The 273-nt window shown below is 64.8% G+C and carries 1 protein-coding gene; it reads left to right on the forward strand.

The features are described from left to right. The coding region (locus ACVBEQ_RS28065) for an AMP-binding enzyme (protein ID WP_447156730.1) at positions 1-273 on the forward strand (273 nt) is incomplete at both ends.

A 273-nucleotide genomic window follows, 5' to 3' on the forward strand; every position in this document is an offset into this window, starting at 1 on the left:
TCCAAGGACATGGTGATACGCGGCGGCGAGAACATTTATCCGCGCGAGGTGGAGGAATTCCTGTACCGCCATCCGAAGGTGCTGGACGTGCAGTGCGTCGGCGTGCCGGACGCCAAGTACGGCGAGGAGCTGTGCGCCTGCATCATCCTGCGCCCCGGCATGCAGGCCGACGCCGAGGAGATCCGCGCCTTCTGCGACGGCCAGATCGCCTACTACAAGGTGCCGCGCTATGTGCGCTTCGTCGAGTCCTTCCCGATGACGGTGACGGGCAAG

This window comes from Nakamurella sp. GG22 (genome assembly GCF_052976845.2).